Source organism: Actinacidiphila bryophytorum (assembly GCF_016916835.1).
Lineage (GTDB): Bacteria > Actinomycetota > Actinomycetes > Streptomycetales > Streptomycetaceae > Actinacidiphila > Actinacidiphila bryophytorum.
In genome coordinates this window covers 171237-186171 of record NZ_JAFFIX010000010.1, presented here as the reverse complement: position 1 = coordinate 186171, position 14935 = coordinate 171237, and the positions used below count along the sequence as shown (strand labels likewise).

Genomic DNA, 14935 nt, shown 5'->3' with positions numbered 1-14935 from the left:
CGCGCCGCGCCGGGTGGCGTCAGACAGCGGGCGTCGCCGTCTGGCGGCGGTGCCTGCGGGCGTAGTAGAGCGCGCCGCCGCCGACCAGCAGGACGCCGGCCGTGATGCCCAGCGGCATGACCGGCGAGGAGCCGCCGGTCTCGGCCAGGGTCTGGGTGGAGGCGTTGTTGCCCGAACCGCCGTTGCCGTTGCCGCCGTCGGCCCCGCCGTTCCCGTTGCCGTTGCCGCCGCCGTTGGCGTTCGAGCCGCCGTTGCCGTTGCCGCCGCCGTTGCCGTGAGTGCTGATCGGCTTGACCGACTTCACCGAGCCGTCGGCGTTGAGCAGCACCTGCTTGTTGTTCGGGTGCTTGAAGTCGAAGGCGCCGTAGAGGGAGTTGGCGCGGCTGTCGAAGGCCGCGTCACCGATCCGGCCGGTGTTCCAGTTGTCCTCGATGAACTTGGTGATCGAGGTCTGCTCGGTGCGGGTGTGGTCCACCGAGTTGACCTTGCTGTAGGGCGAGATCACCAGCAGCGGCTGCCGGGTGCCCGGGCCGCAGCGGTCGGCGTAGCCGCCGGCCGACGCCGGACCGGCCTGGCAGGCCGGGCTGTCGACGGTCTTGCCGTTGGACGCGACCGTCGTGTTCTTCGAGCCGTTCTGCGGCTTGGCGTAGGCATGGTCGTACCAGCCGTCGGAGTCGTCGTAGGAGATGACGACCGCGGTGTCCTTCCACTCCGGCGACTGCTGGAGCTGGTTGATCTCCTTGATCAGGAAGTTCTGCTCGTCGATCGGGTCCGAGTAGGCGCCGTGGCCGTCCTGGAACTCGGCCGCCTTCAGGAAGCTGACGGCCGGCAGGTTGCCCGCCTTGAGCGCCGCGTCGAAGTCGGTCAGGTCGTAGTTGTGGTTCGCCTGGCCGTTGTGGCCGATCTCGGCGGTGTTCCTCGGCGCCAGGTGGTGCGGGTTCGACGTCGACTTGTAGTACTGGAACGGCGAGTGGTGCGGGCTGTAGTCCACCGAGGAGGCGCCGCCCACGTTGGCGTGGGTGCTGCCGGCGCAGCTGGCGTAGTCACCCGACTTGCCGTCCCAGGGGGTGGAGGGGCGGAAGCCGCCCTGGAACCAGCCCCACGTCACGCCCTGCTTGTTGAGCAGGTCGCCGATGTTCCTGCCCTGCATCGCGGCCAGCGCGTTGCTGCTGGCGCGGCTGTTGTTCGAGCAGTCGTCGTAGGCCGGGTCGGGGTCGTTGATGACCGTGCCGACACCCTTGGCGTCCGGGGAGAGGACCGTGTACGGGTCGGGCGTCGCGGTCTGCTTGGGGTTCTCGGTGCCCGACTTGGGGTCGACCGAGATCACACCGTGCGTCTGGCCGGAGACCAGGTTGAGCGCGCCGGGGGTGGAGGGGCCGTACGTGGTGCTGTACGAGTTGTCGCCGAGCGAGTAGTGCTGGGCGTAGTTCCACAGACCCGTGACGGTGTTGCCGTCGTAGTAGTCCATCACCAGGCCGGGCTCGCCGAACAGGCCGCCCGAGCAGGTGCTGGTCTCGGTGTTCTGCACGTACAGGTCGGCCTTGCCGCCGTTGGCGGCGTACTGCTCGGCGCCGTAGTTGTGGTTCTGGTCGCAGGTCACGGCCTTGTCCGGGCCGAGCCGCTTGGGCAGGTACTGGTTCGGGTTCTTGGTCAGCAGGCCCGCGTGGCTGAGGGTGTCGATGTCCTTCGGCGTGTTCTTGGCCGCCGTGAACTTCGTGCCGTCGGTGTTGGCCGCGACCGGGTAGCTGCCGAAGTAGTGGTCGAACGAGATGTTCTCGTCGAAGATCACGACCAGGTGCTTGATCGGCGTGGCGGTCTTGCCGCTGCCACCGCCGTGGTTGTTCGAGTCGGCGTAGGCGGGGGCCGCGCCGCCCGCCAGTACGAGTGCCGCAGCCCCGGCGAACGCCCCCAGGCGCGCCGCGCGCCTGCGCGAGCCCGCCCCTCTTCTCCTGCTCGTACCGCCTGTGGTGCTCATGCTCTCTCAGCCTCCGCTAAGTGGCGCTTTACGCGTGCCGCTGTGGATTCGTGCACGTTGTCGAACGCGATCGTCCGGGCGGTCCGCGACATGACAACGGCCCGGTGGTGGCGCCCGGGTGAACAGCGGGTCAGTAAATCCAGGACAAGTCTTGACCTGCTCTTTGCACTCAGGGTGACGGCCTCAGGCCAGCATCGTCCGCCCCAGCCAGTCGGAGCGGTCGCGCACCCCCGGCAGGGCGTAGAAGTAACCGCCACCGAACGGTGAGATGTAGTCCACCAGCGGTTCACCCGCCAGCCGCTGCTGCACCGCCGCGAACTGCCGCTCCAGGTCCTGCTGGTAGCAGACGAAGACCAGGCCCATGTCGAGGTTGCCGTTGCTGTCCATGCCCCGGTCGTAGTTGTAACCCCGGCGCAGCAGACGGGAGTCGTCGGTCTTGGCGGTCCGCGGGTTGGCCAGCCGTATGTGGCTGTCCAGCGGGATGATGTCGCCCGTCGGGTCCTCGGCGAACTTCGGCGCGTCGAACTCGTGCGAGCCGTCCAGCGGCGCGCCGGTGTCCCGGCTGCGGCCGAACATCCGCTCCTGCTCGGTGATCGAGACCCGGTCCCAGAACTCGACCAGCATCCTGATCAGCCGCACCACCTGGTAGGAGCCGCCCGCCGTCCAGGCCGGCTCCGCCCCCGCGCCCACCCACACCAGGCGGTCGGCGACCGCGGGGTCGGCGACGTCCGGGTTGGCGGTGCCGTCCTTGAAGCCCAGGTGGTTGCGCGGGGTGCCGCTCGGGCGCGGCGGACTGGTGAAGCCGTCCATCCGCCAGCGCACCTGCATACCGCCCCTGGTGTTGCGGGCGATGTCACGCAGCGCGTGCAGCACGGTGTCCGCGTGCGGTGCGCTCAGCTGCAGGCTCAGGTCTCCGTGGCACCAGGCCTCGTCGAGGTCGTCGTCCTCGAACGCCGGCATCTGCGACAGCCGCAGCGGCTTGCGGTCCGCGAGCCCGAACCGCCCGTCGAACAGCGACGCGCCCACCCCCGCGGTCACCGTCAGCCCGTCGCCGGGCACCTGCGGACCCAGAGTGCCGCTGTCCGACGGCGAGTCGGTGATGCCCAGCGCCGCCGGTGTACCGCCAGAGGTGAGGAAGCGCGCCCGCTCGGTGACGGTGTGCAGCAGGTCGGTGAGCTCCCGCCGGTCGGCCGCCGTGACGTCGAAGGACAGGAAGGCGGTGGACAGCTGGACGCCCTCCACGATGCCCGCCTGGTGCACCCCGTGGAAGCCCGCCCTGCGCCTGGCGGGGGCCGCGGTCGGGGCGGCGGCCGAGGCGGCCGAGCCGGCCAGTGCGGTGGCGCCGCCGGCGACCGCGCCGACCGCCCCCACGCCCAGCGCCGCACCCCGCAGGAAACCCCGCCGGTGCAGGTCGCCGCCGTTGCGGGTGTCGGTCATGCCGTCCTCCGTACTTCGAAGATCGCCGCCACCGGGGCGAGCTGTTCGAGCAGATCGCCGAAGTCGGCGTTGATCTGCTGCCGCTGGGCGTGGGTGAGCTTGTCCACCGGCGTCCAAGCGGCGCCGTGGTGCTGCGCGTCGAGCGCGGCCTGCGTACGGTCCAGCGCCGCGTCCAGCTTCGCCAGCCCGGTGTCGCGCGGCTCCAGCAGGCCGCGCAGCCGGCCGAGGATCGCCCGGGTCCCGTCCAGGTTGGCCCGCGCCGTCGCCAGGTTCGTCCCGCTGCCGTAGTCGGTGCGGGCCGTCAGCTCGAACTGCTCGGCGTTCTCGACGATCTCGTGCGCCCGCAGGCCCATCGCCGCCGGGTCCATCCGCGCTTGCGGCCACTCCTTCTGCAGGGTGCGCACCGCGCCGTCCAAGGCGGCGGCCGGCGCCCGCAGCGAGGCCGCGGACTCGCCGTGCCACAGCCCGTACTCGATCCGGTGGAAGCCGGCGAAGTCCTTGTCGGCGGTCGCGCCGGGAGTACGGGCCACCGTCCCGTTGATGGCCGCGTCCGCGTCGCCGAAGGTGTCGTAGGCCGCGCCCATCCGCTCGTAGACCAGATGTGCGGGCAGCCAGTCGCGGCGGGCCGCGGCCAGGTCGCCGCCGTCGATGTCCGCCTTCAGCTTCCCCGTGCCGGCCGCGAGTTCGTCGATCCGCTGCCCCACCCACTTCTGGTACGCCAGCGTCGGCGGGATCAGGTCGTGCTGGTTGACCGGCGCCGCGGCCGGCCCCTGCGGCTGCTTCCCCGCCACCACCACGGTCGGCCCGGTCACCGCGTCGGCGTCGTTCTCCAGGCACTTGAACGCGTAGCTGCCGCTGCCCAGGTCCACGGTCATCGCCCGGGTCGTCCCCGGCGCCAGACCCTCCACCTCGCCGTAGATCAGCCCGGTCCGCGGGTCGGTGAGATCGACCTCGGAAGCCGTGCTCGACGTGTTGTGCAGGTCGAAGACCTGCGTACCGGCCTGCGGCCGGATCCAGCCCCGGCCGCAGGTGCCGGTCGACACCTCGATCACGGTGTGCCGCAGGCCGTCGGCCGGCGCGGTCGCCTTCGCGTCGGGCGACGACGAGCCGCCACCGGCGCCGGCGGCCAGCACGGTCGCGGTCACCGCGGCGGCGACCACGACGACCGCGGCGGCGGCCTGCCACCGCCGGAAGCGGTTCGGCCGCGCGGGCTCGGGGGGGTGTGGCGGAACTATGCCGTCAGGTGCGGCGGACACGCCGGACCTCCAGTTCGGTGCGGTGGATCGGTGCGGCTCATGCTAAGCACCGCATGGCGCAGCCATGCGGTCGCCGATGCGCGGGAATCCACAATTCCGCGGCAGTTCACCGACCAGCCACCTAAGGGCACCCTTTCCGGGGTTTTCAACCCCGCGATCCCCACCGGCCCCAGGCCGCGCCCCTCCCCGTACATCCCGTGCCCGCGCCTGCGTGGTGGCTTGTCGCGCAGTTCCCCGCGCCCCTAAAAACGCTCACCCTTGCAGGCGAGGGCGCCGCCTCTGCGGGAGAGGGCAACCATCAGGGGCGCGGGGCGCGCCCAGCCCACCACTCACCGGAAGGTGTAGGCCCGCCGCAAGGGGCAATCACGCGAAAGGGGGCGCGGGGAACTGCGTGGGCGTACCCGGGGTGGGGTCAGCAGGTCAGGAGGCCTGCGTTCTGTTTGGCGGTCAGCACCCGCCGAACACTGTCGGACACCGCGCTCCGCAGCGCGGAGTCCGTAGGCATACGGCTGAGTACGGCTGACGTCATGGGGACGATGTCGCTCGGCTTGACCGTGAGGACGACATTGCCGCCGGCCTTGAGGAAGTCGACCGCCCGCTGGGCGGGCGTGTGGTCGCTGACCGCCACGGCCGCTCCGAGGTCGTCGGAGATGATCGCGCCCTTGAAGCCCAGCGACCCGCGCAGCAGGTTGCGCATGACCGCCGAGGAGAAGGCCGCCTGCGTGTTCGGGTCGATCTTGGAGTAGATCGCCGAGGACACCATCACGAAGGGCGTACCCGCCTTGACCGCGCTGCGGAAGGGCTGCAGGTAGGGGTCGTTGGCCGCGGTGGTCGCGTCGGTGACTCCGGCGCTGAAGTCGGTGTTGCCGGTCACCCGGCCGAGCCCGGGGAAGTGCTTGGCGCTGGTGATGACGCCGGCCTGGAGCATGCCCTTGAGGAAGGCGGTGCTGTGGGTGGCGACCGCGGCAGGGTCCGTGCCGTACTCGCGCTGGAGCTTGCCGATGGGCGCGTTGACGTTGACCAGGTTGGGCGGCACGGTGTCGGCGACGGGCGCCAGGTTCATCGTCACCCCGGCGGCCTTCAACTGCTGCCCCCAGGTCTTGGCGTCCTTCTGGAGCGTGCTCGGTGAGAGCTTGCCCTGCTGTACGGCGGTCGGGATGCTGCTGAAGCCCGGGCCGCTGAGCACCTGGACCTCGCCGCCCTCCTGGTCGGTGGAGATGATCATCTTGACGGTGACGCCCTTCACCGACGGCGCCAGCTTCTTGACCTGGTCGGTGACCCGTTTGACGGCCGCGGTGCCGGCACTCGAGTGGCCCATCAGGAAGACCGAGCCGACCCGGCCGCCGGTGATCGCTGCGGCCTGCGCGCCGGTCATGCCCGAGGTGCTCACCGCGCTCATGAACAGCTGGCCGACCTGCTGCGACTGGCTCATGCCGGAGATCGCCCGGCTGATGCAGCCGGCGGGTTTGGCGGTGCCGGTGTTGGGGGGCGGCGGTACGGCCGTGGTGTGCGTGGCCGTGGGGGAAGCCGACGTGGCGGTGGGGCTGGGGGTGCCGGTGGTGGTCGTGGGCGAGGAGCCGGGGGCGGTCGCCGAGGCGGTGTTCTCCGAGGAGTTCGAGCCGCCGTTGCCGCACGCGGTCAGGCCCGCGGTCGCGGTGGCCAGCAGGCCGAGGACGAGAGCTGCCCCGCGGACCCCGGCGGGCAGACCGCCGTGCGATGCCGCGCGGATCGGCGCGCGGCGCTGTCGCGGGTCAGCGGGGGAACGTGTCGGCTTGCGCACGGTGGGACCTCACACCTCATCGGTCGTCCGGCAAGGGCCGGAGACGGCGGTCGCGTCTCCCCTTCTTCCTGCCACTCGAGACGTCAGTCATCTCATGTGAAGAAAAGAAACCCTCGTGAGTGGATCAGGATGCCCCCTGACGGCCCTGTCGCGCATCTCCGCAGCTGCCGTACGCACGGTGCTTGACGGTGTGCAAGACCCGGGGCGAGCATGTGGGAGCGCTCCCACGGATGAGCGGGCGGACGGCGGCTGCCGGCCGCCCGCCCGCCCGCGGGTGTGCTCCCCCCACCACAACCATCGCGCTCCCAGGAGGACGCGTGCCCATATCAGGACAACCGCCCGTACGCGCCATGCGCCGCGTCCGGGCCGCAGCCGTGACCGCCGTCGCCGCCCTGCTGCCGCTGGCGATGGCGGCCACCGCGGGCGCCCCCGCGGCCCGCGCCGCCACCCCGGCCGCCGCCCCCGCCGCGGCCGGCAGCTACAACTACGCCGAGGCCCTGCAGGACTCGATGCTCTTCTACGAGTCCCAGCGCTCCGGCAAACTCCCCGCCGACAACCGGGTGACCTGGCGCGGCGACTCCGACCTCACCGACGGCGCCGACGCCGGCATCGACCTGACCGGCGGCTACCACGACGCCGGCGACGAGGTGAAGTTCGGCTTCCCGATGGCCTTCTCGATGACGATGCTCGGCTGGGGCGGCATCGACGAGGCGTCCGGCTACAGCAAGAGCGGGCAGAACACGTATCTGCTGCGCAACCTGCGCTGGGGCGACGACTGGCTGCTCAAGGCGCACCCGTCGGCCAACGTGCTCTACGGCCAGGTGGGTGACGGCGGCAGCGACCACTCGTTCTGGGGACCGCCCGAGGTCAACCCCTCACCGCGGCCGTCCTTCAAGATCGACGCCTCCTGCCCCGGCTCCGACCTCGCCGGCGAGGCCGCCGCGGCCCTCGCGTCCTCCTCCATGGTCTTCAAGTCGAGCGACCCGTCCTACGCGGCCACCCTGCTGACCAACGCCAAGCAGCTCTACACCTTCGCCGACACCTACCGCGGCACCTACGACAAGTGCATCACCGCGGCCCAGGGCTACTACAACTCCTGGAGCGGCTACTGGGACGAGCTGGTGTGGGGCGCCCTGTGGCTCTACCGCGCCACCGGCGACGGCACGTACCTGTCCAAGGCCGAGACGTACTACGCCCAGCTGCCCAAGATGAACCAGACCACCACGCCCGAGTACAACTGGACGCTGGCCTGGGACGACAAGTCCTACGGCGACTATGTGCTGCTCGCCGAACTCACCGGCAAGCAGACGTACGTCGACGACGCCGAGCGCTGGCTCGACTGGTGGACGACCGGGGTCAACGGGCAGAAGGTCACCTACTCGCCCGGCGGCGAGGCCTTCCTCGACACCTGGGGCTCGCTGCGCTACTCCTCCAACACCGCATACGCGGCACTGCAGTTCTCCGACTGGCTGACCGCGCAGGGCAAGGACGCCAGCAAGGCGCAGACCTACCACGACTTCGGTGTGCGGCAGATCGACTACGCCCTCGGCGACAACCCGGCCAAGGAGAGCTACGAGATCGGCTTCACCAACTCCGGCAAGAACACCAAGTGGCCGCAGAACCCGCACAGCAGGGCCGCGCACGGGTCCTGGTCGCAGTCGATGACCGAGCCCACCGCGACCCGGCACCTCGACTACGGCCTGCTGGTCGGCGGCCCCGGCTCCGCGGACGACGGCTTCTCCGACGAGCGGTCCAACTACGGTGAGACCGAAGGGGCGCTGGACTACAACGCCGGCTTCTCCAGCGCGCTCGCCGCACTCGCCGACGAATACGGCGGCACCCCGCTGGCGAACTTCCCGCCCAAGGAAACCCCCGACGGCCCCGAGGAGTTCCTGCAGGCCGCGGTCAACGCGGCGGGCACGAACTTCTACGAGATCAAGGCGCAGGTGGTCAACAAGTCCGGCTGGCCGGCCCGCCACCTCACGCACGGCAGCTTCCGCTACTACTTCACCCTCGACGCGGGCACCAGCCCCTCGCAGGTCACCGTGACCTCGGCGTACAACCAGTGCCTGGCGCCCAGCGGTCCCACGCAGTTCTCCGGCAGCATCTACTACGTCACCATCAGTTGCGAGGGCCAGGACATCGCGCCCGCCGGGCAGTCCGCCTTCCACCGCGAGGTGCAGTTCCGGCTCGCCTTCCCCGGGGCGCACAACCCCGCCGGCGACTGGTCCTACCAGGGCGTCTCCACGGTGCCCGGCTCCACGCCCGTCACCGTGAACGACATGGTGCTCTACGACGGCTCCACCGCCGTCTGGGGCAACGCGCCCAGCGGCTCCGGCACCACCGACCCGCCCGCCACCCCGCCGGGCGCTCCCGGCACGCCCACCGCGTCCGCCGTCACCGGCACCTCGGTCACCCTCACCTGGCCGGCCGCCACACCCGGCACCCTGCCGCTGGCCCGCTACCAGGTCTACGCCGGCTCCACGCTGGTCGGCACGACGACCACGACGAGTCTGACCGTCACCGGGCTGACGGCCGGAACGGCGTACACCTTCACGGTGAAGGCCGCCGACACCGCGGGGAACCTCTCCGCGGCGTCCCCCGCGGTCACCGTGACCACCACCGGTACGACGACACCGCCGCCGACCGGTGCGTCCTGCACCGCCGTCTACAAGGTGACCAACTCCTGGTCGGGCGGCTTCCAGGCGGACGTCCTGGTCACCAACACCGGGTCCACCGCCCTCAACGGCTGGACGCTGACCTTCACCTTCGGCGGCGACCAGAAGATCGGCAACGGCTGGAACGGCACGTTCGCCCAGTCCGGGCAGAAGGTCACGGTGACCAACCCCTCCTACTCGCCCTCCCTCCCCCCGTCCGGCACGATCGACCCGGCCTTCACGGCCACGTACTCGGCGAGCAACGCGGCGCCCACGGGCTTCGCGTTGAACGGCACGACCTGCACATAGCCCCTCCGGGTTCCCTTGGCGACTGCCCCTCGCGCTGGGGCGGTCGCCCTTCCCCGGGCGGTGGGCTTGTCGCACAGTTCCGCCCCCAGAGCTTCGCCTGGGGGCACCCCCAGCGCCTCCTGGGCGGTTGCCACTTGCTGTGAGCTTGCACCTTCCTGTGCGTGGGTGATTGAGCACGCAGTTCCCCGCCCCTGAGAGGTGCCCCCTGGCGCCGACTCGGCATCGGCAGACAACGGACGCAGCTCGGGCTTGTCCGCCTTGGCGTCGTGCACCTCGATGCGCAGATCCCCGCCCGGCGGGCGCTCGAATCGCGTCTCGACCAGGGCGTCCCCCGGTCCGTGGGCATGCTCACGGCATTGGTGACCAGCTCGGAGACCAGCACTTCGGCCACGTCCGCCAGCTCCCGCAGGTCCCACGCGGCCGGATACCACACCAGCAGCCGCCGCACCCCGCCCACGATGCACGGATCACGGCGCCACCGGCCACTGGGAACTGATCTTCCAGGACGCCTCCACCAACAAGGCCAGCATGGATGCCTACAACCACCCCCCCGAGCTGACCGTCCTCGATGCCGGGCGGGTCACCGTCAGGGCTGCGACCGTCAAGGCCGGGCGGGCTGGTTGCCCCAGTCGGAGGGCAGCGTGTAGGACCAGCCTGGCTGCCAGGTGAACGGGGAGGTGAGCAGGCCGTGGAGGGAGGTTCCGGTGAGCAGGCAGTCCAGTGCCCATTGGTTGGCCGTGTGGGCGATCACCACGATTCGCCTGCCGTTCCAGTGCCGGGCCAGGTCCTGGAGGAGGTCGTTGGTGGCGGCCAGAACCTGTCGGTAGCTCTGGCCGCCGGGAAAGGGCTCATCGATGTGTCGGGCGCGCCGGGCCGCGACGAGTTCGGATGGCAGGCCGTTGAGTTCGCCGTAGTTGCACTCCCGCAGCCGGGTGTCCTGGTGGATCGGCGGTCGGCCCTCGGGAAAGGCGATCAGGGCGGTCTCGACGGAGCGGTACAGGTCGGAGGTGAACACGGCTGCGATGTCCTGGCCGCGGCGGCGTTCGCCGAGTTCACGGGCTTCGCGGCGGCCCTGTTCCGAGAGGTGGCCCGGAAGCCAGCCGGTGGAGATGCCGGCCTCGTTGTCCGTGGTGGTGGCGTGGGTTTCGTAGACGATCTCCACTGCCATGCCAGAGCTCCCTGGGGTGCGGGGTTGCAGAAGGACGGGATCGGGCGTCACCGGACATCCAACCGCCACAACCACCGACTCGGCCAACTTTGCCGGTCACAGCACTTGCAGCGGGTGACCTGGCGGCAAGGCCGATGACCCCCCGCCCCCCGGACGGCACGCCGGGTTCCCTGTCCGGGGGAAGGCTGCGCAAGGGGCAGGGTCAGCCCTTGGGCAGGGAGGTGAGGCGGGTGGTGAGGTAGGTGCGTTCGGAGGTGGTGGGGGCCAGGGCGATGGCCTGGCGGTAGGCCGCCGCGGCCTCGCGGTGGCGGCCCAGGCGCCGCAGAAGGTCCGCGCGGGTCGCCGGAAGCAGGTGGTAGTGGGCCAGCTCACCGCCGGAGGCAATGGCGTCGACCAGGGCGAGCCCGGCCGCGGGGCCTTCCGACATGGCGACGGCGACGGCCCGGTTCAGCTCGACCACCGGCCCGGGGGCCATCCGGGCCAGCTCCCCGTAGAGGAGCGCGATCTGCGGCCAGTCCGTGTCCGCCGCGTCCTCCGCCTCCGCGTGGCACGCGGCGATGGCGGCCTGCACCTGGTAGGGGCCGGGCCGCCGGGCGGCGAGCGCGGCGTCGAGCACCGCCGTGCCCTCGGCGATACGGCGCCGGTCCCACCGGGACCGGTCCTGCTCGTCGAGCGGCACGAGCCCGCCGTCCGCATCCGTTCTGGCCGCCTGCCGCGCGTCGTGCAGCAGCATGAGGGCGAGCAGGCCCGCGGCCTCCGGCTCACCGGGCAGCAGCGCCGTGAGCAGCCGGGCGAGCCGGATAGCCTCCGCGGTGACGCGCCGCTGGTCGAGACCGGCGGCGCCTGGTGCGTAACCGGCGTTGAAGAGCAGGTAGAGCACCGCGAGCACCGCCGCGGTGCGCTCGGGCAGCAGTTCGGGGGGCGGCACCCGGAAGGGGATGCCGGCGTTCTTGATCTTGTTCTTGGCGCGGGTGAGCCGCTGCGCCATCGTGCCCTCGGGCACCAGGAAGGCGCGGGCGATCTCGGCGGTGCCGAGCCCGGTCAGGGTGCGCAGGGTCAGGGCGACCTGCGCGGGCAGCTGCAGCGCGGGGTGGCAGCAGGTGAAGATGAGCCGCAGCCGGTCGTCGGGGAGGGCGTCGTCGGGCAGTTCGTCGGGCGGGGCCGGGTGCGGCGCGTCCGGGGTGAGCCGGGCGGCCTCGCGCAGCTTGACGCTCTCGTTGGCCGCCCGGCGCAGCCGGTCGAGCGCACGGTTGCGCGCGGTGGTGGTCAGCCAGGCGCCGGGGCGGCGCGGCACCCCGTCGCGCGGCCAGCGTTCGAGCGCCCGCTCGAAGGCGTCCTGCGCGCACTCCTCCGCCAGGTCCCAGTCCCCGGTCTGCCGGATCACCGCCGCCACGACCCGGCCCCACTCCTGGGACCAGGCCGTGGCGACGGCCTCCTTCACCGCGTCACGCACGTCCGCTTCCGCCTCAGTCCGTCCAGAACGGCCGTACTTCGACCATGCCGAACTTCGCGACCGGATGCTTGGCCGCGATCTCGACGGCCTCGTCGAGGTCGGCGCAGTCGATGATGTCGAAGCCGCACATCTGCTCCTTGGTCTCGGCGTACGGCCCGTCGGTGAGCAGCTGGGCGCCGTTCCTGACCCGTACGGTCGTGGCGTCCTCGGCGGGTCGCGTCCTGTTGCCGTCGAGGCGCACCCGCCTGCGGGTCATCTCCTCGACCCACGGCTCGGCGTCCATGTCCTCGGCTGTGGCGCCGGGGAAACCCTCGGCGGTCTCACTGCAGATCAGCAGCAGGTACTTCATGGCACATCTCCTCGTGCGTTCCGTCACCGGGAGGATTCCCGGTCTCATCCCTACGACGATCGGGATCCGCCCGGATGTACACCCCGCCGGGGATCGCCCGGATTTTTCTGTCCGCGGCCTTGTCAGCCCGCCCACCGCCTGGTCGAGCGGCGCTGTGCGAACAGCGCGGCGGCGACCGCGGCCAGCACCGCGGCCGCCACGGGCAGCGGCAGCTCGCGGCCGGCGTGGCCGATCAGGGCGGCCCCGGCGAGGGCGCCGAGGAACATCGCGGCGGCCGACAGCAGCCTGCTGCCCACCTTGGCGCCGGAGCCGCCCGCGAGGCGGCCGTCGGAGGCCATCCCGGTGATGGTCATGGTCAGCACGGTGGTGGTCAGGTCGGGTACGGCCAGCCGCCGTACCACCGCGTTCTGCCCGCCCATGGCCAGGCCCAGCAGCACGATCAGCGCCGACCGCGTACCGCCGTGCGCGGGCAGGTCCGATGCCGCGGCCAGCGCCCAGGCGGCGGTGACCAGGGCGGTCTGCGCGGCGGTGACCGCCAGCAGCAGCCGCCCGCGGTGCCCTGGCATGGTGTGGGCGAGCCGCCCGCCGAGCAGGGCGCCGACGGCGAAGGCGGCCAGCGACACCACGGACGCGGTCACCGAGAAGCCGCTGGCTCCGGCCAGCGAGAAGCCCAGGAAGACGACGTTGCCGGTCATGTTCGCCACGAAGACGTGGCCCAGTACGAGGTAGCTGAAGGCGTCGACCAGGCCGGTGACCAGGGTGAGGGCGAGCAGCAGCGGCGGCAGCGGACCGTGCGGTCCCGCGGGGTCGGGGACCAGGGTGTCGCGGGCTTCGCGGAGTACGGGATGCACGGCGGTCGGCCTCCTCCAGGCGTGTTCGCGGGCGTACGGGCAAGACGTACCGGTCGGCGGGCGGGTCCGACGCACCATCGTGCCCCGTCGGCCGGGCCGGGCGTGGCAGCCGCGCGAAGGTGCAGCCCGGTGTGAGACTGCGACGACGGAGGTGATCTTGATGGACGGATCCGCCGCGGGTACTCCCGCGGGCGGCGGTGACACCGTCACCACGGACGTGCCCGCACGGCTGGACCGGCTGCCGTGGTCGCGGTGGCACTGGATGATCGTCGTCGGGCTCGGCACGGTGTGGATCCTCGACGGCCTGGAAGTGACGACCGTCGGCAACATCGCCGGGCGGATCGCCGAGGACGGCAGCGGCCTGTCGGTGACGGCCGCGCAGATCACCGGCATCGCCGCGGCGCTCTACGTGGCGGGCGCCTGCTCCGGCGCGCTGTTCTTCGGCTGGCTGACCGACCGGCACGGCCGCAAGAAGCTCTTCATGATCACGCTGGCGGTGTACCTGGGCGCCACCGCGATGACCGCGCTGTCCTTCCAGCCCTGGTGGTTCTTCACCTTCCGCTTCCTGACCGGCTTCGGCATCGGCGGCGAGTACGCGGCCATCAACTCCGCCATCGACGAACTGATCCCCTCCCGCTTCCGCGGCCGGGTCGACCTGATCATCAACGGCAGCTACTGGCTGGGCGCGATCGGCGGCTCGCTGCTGTCGATCGTGATGCTCAACACCAACATCTTCCCCAAAAACGTCGGTTGGCGGCTCACCTTCGCCCTCGGTGTGGTGCTCGGCCTGGTGATCATGCTGGTGCGCCGCCATGTGCCGGAGAGCCCGCGATGGCAGTTCATCCACGGCCACGGCGACGAGGCGGAGGAGCTGGTCGGCTCGGTGGAGGAGGAGATCGAGCGGGAGAAGCACCGCACGCTCCCGCCGCCGAAGACGAAGATCACCATCCACCAGCGGGCGGGCATCGGCTTCGGGATCATCGCGAGGACGGTCTTCACCCGCTACCCGCGGCGGGCGGTGCTCAGCCTGGCGCTCTTCGTCGGCCAGGCCTTCCTCTACAACGCCATCACCTTCGGCTTCGGCAACATCCTCACCACCTTCTTCGACGTGTCGACCGGCAAGACCGGCTACTACTTCGCGGTGATCGCGGCCGGCAACTTCCTCGGCCCGCTGCTGCTCGGCAAGCTCTTCGACACCGTGGGCCGGCGGATCATGATCTCCTCGACGTATCTGCTCTCCGGCCTGCTGCTGTTCGGCACCGCCTGGCTGTTCGACCGCGGTTCGCTGGACGCCACGACGATGACCGCGTGCTGGTGCGCGGTGCTCTTCTTCGCGTCGGCCGGCGCCAGCAGCGCGTACCTGACGGTCTCGGAGATCTTCCCGATGGAGACCAGGGCGATGGCCATCGCCTTCTTCTACGCGGTCGGCACCGCCGCGGGCGGCATCAGCGGCCCGCTGGTCTTCGCCGACCTGACCAAGTCCGGTGTCGTGGGCGACACCGTGACCGCCTTCGTGATCGGTGCCTCGCTGATGTGCGCGGGCGGGCTGGTCGCGGCCTTCCTCGCGGTCAGGGCCGAGGGCAGGTCGCTGGAAGACATCGCCACACCGCTGTCCCAGGCCGCGCCGCCCGACGAGCCCGTGTCGGCCACCACCCGCGCTTGACGGCTCCGGCTCCTGGACGCGCCCGTCCCCCGGCCCG

The 14935-nt window shown here is 71.3% G+C and carries 10 protein-coding genes; 2 read left to right on the top strand and 8 right to left on the bottom strand.

Annotated elements, in window-relative coordinates; translation table 11 throughout:
• Positions 1-19 precede the first annotated feature (19 nt).
• From JT723_RS17290 to JT723_RS17275, 4 genes are all read right to left on the bottom strand, one after another.
• Positions 20-1975, bottom strand: a complete 1956-nt coding sequence (locus JT723_RS17290) for an alkaline phosphatase family protein (protein WP_205045535.1) — start codon at positions 1973-1975, stop codon at positions 20-22.
• Positions 1976-2158: 183 nt separating this feature from the next.
• Positions 2159-3412 (bottom strand): iron uptake transporter deferrochelatase/peroxidase subunit, encoded by a 1254-nt coding sequence (gene efeB, locus JT723_RS17285; protein WP_205045534.1) that lies wholly within the window; start codon positions 3410-3412, stop codon positions 2159-2161.
• Positions 3409-4647 (bottom strand): EfeM/EfeO family lipoprotein, encoded by a 1239-nt coding sequence (locus JT723_RS17280; RefSeq protein ID WP_205045634.1) that lies wholly within the window; start codon positions 4645-4647, stop codon positions 3409-3411. Before JT723_RS17280 ends, efeB begins: the two co-directional genes overlap by 4 nt.
• A gap of 433 nt (positions 4648-5080) precedes the next feature.
• Positions 5081-6448 carry a glycoside hydrolase family 3 N-terminal domain-containing protein gene (locus JT723_RS17275; protein ID WP_251513642.1) on the bottom strand — a complete coding sequence of 456 codons (1368 nt, stop codon included), beginning with the start codon at positions 6446-6448 and terminating at the stop codon, positions 5081-5083.
• A 317-nt stretch (positions 6449-6765) separates the two neighbouring features.
• On the opposite strand from JT723_RS17275, the gene JT723_RS17270 reads away from it, so the two are divergent.
• Positions 6766-9414, top strand: a complete 2649-nt coding sequence (locus JT723_RS17270) for a glycoside hydrolase family 9 protein (RefSeq protein WP_251513645.1) — start codon at positions 6766-6768, stop codon at positions 9412-9414.
• 601 nt (positions 9415-10015) lie between these two features.
• On the opposite strand, the gene JT723_RS17265 is transcribed toward JT723_RS17270, so the two are convergent.
• The 4 genes from JT723_RS17265 to JT723_RS17250 all read right to left on the bottom strand — a co-directional run bounded on the left by JT723_RS17265 (position 10016) and on the right by JT723_RS17250 (position 13235).
• Positions 10016-10582, bottom strand: a complete 567-nt coding sequence (locus JT723_RS17265) for a histidine phosphatase family protein (protein WP_205045533.1) — start codon at positions 10580-10582, stop codon at positions 10016-10018.
• Between the two features lie 202 nt (positions 10583-10784).
• Positions 10785-12035, bottom strand: a complete 1251-nt coding sequence (locus JT723_RS17260; RefSeq protein WP_205045532.1) for an RNA polymerase sigma factor — start codon at positions 12033-12035, stop codon at positions 10785-10787.
• A gap of 13 nt (positions 12036-12048) precedes the next feature.
• Complete coding sequence (locus JT723_RS17255) at positions 12049-12384, bottom strand: YciI family protein (RefSeq protein ID WP_205045531.1); 336 nt, start codon at positions 12382-12384, stop codon at positions 12049-12051.
• Between the two features lie 122 nt (positions 12385-12506).
• Positions 12507-13235, bottom strand: a complete 729-nt coding sequence (locus tag JT723_RS17250) for a YoaK family protein (protein WP_251513648.1) — start codon at positions 13233-13235, stop codon at positions 12507-12509.
• 160 nt (positions 13236-13395) lie between these two features.
• Here JT723_RS17250 and JT723_RS17245 point away from each other — a divergent pair, with 160 nt between their 5' ends.
• Positions 13396-14898 (top strand): MFS transporter, encoded by a 1503-nt coding sequence (locus JT723_RS17245; protein WP_205045529.1) that lies wholly within the window; start codon positions 13396-13398, stop codon positions 14896-14898.
• Positions 14899-14935 lie beyond the last annotated feature (37 nt).